The sequence below is a fragment of the Marinobacter sp. C7 genome, assembly GCF_022343555.1.
GTDB lineage: Bacteria > Pseudomonadota > Gammaproteobacteria > Pseudomonadales > Oleiphilaceae > Marinobacter.
Map to the genome: position 1 here is coordinate 1 of NZ_JAKQZH010000083.1, position 537 is coordinate 537.

General features: G+C 59.4%; 1 protein-coding gene. It reads right to left on the reverse strand.

The annotated features are described in order from the left end of the window. Window positions 1-504 (reverse strand): AraC family ligand binding domain-containing protein (locus MD273_RS18845; protein ID WP_239039297.1); only part of this gene is annotated, 504 nt, incomplete at its 3' end. Window positions 505-537: the final 33 nt, after the last annotated feature.

A 537-nucleotide genomic window follows, 5' to 3' on the forward strand; every position in this document is an offset into this window, starting at 1 on the left:
GTTGAGCCGTGGCTCGTCCGTCAACGGCAGGTGTAGATGCTCGATGGGCATCCGCGAGAGCGCCGACAACAGCAATGTCGTCATGGTGTCGGCCTCGGTCTTTGCGACATCGGTCTGATCCGCCATCTCGATGATCAATTCCCGGACAAGCGGCGAAAGCGACAGCGTGCAGCATCGATCCGGAAGATCGGCCGCGCCCGGCTCGACAAACAGGAAGAACAGGCGGGCATTGGCCGTTGCGACATTGCTGTGTGTCATGCCGCCCGGCACCCAGATGCCGCAGTGCGGCGGCACCATCCACATCCCGCTCGGAACACGGCAGGTGACGCCGCCCCTCAGCGCCATGACGAGTTGCCCCTTGCGATGGTGATGTTCAGGCGCTTCCCGTTCGTTTTCTGACACATCGATCCTGATGGCGCTCGCCCGCGCCGTTGACCTGTCAAGGTCATTATCGCTGCGCGCCCAGGAAAGCGCCATCGGTGTTTGGTTGAATTTCGCTATCATATTGATGAATGTCTAAATTCATCAATCGCAATT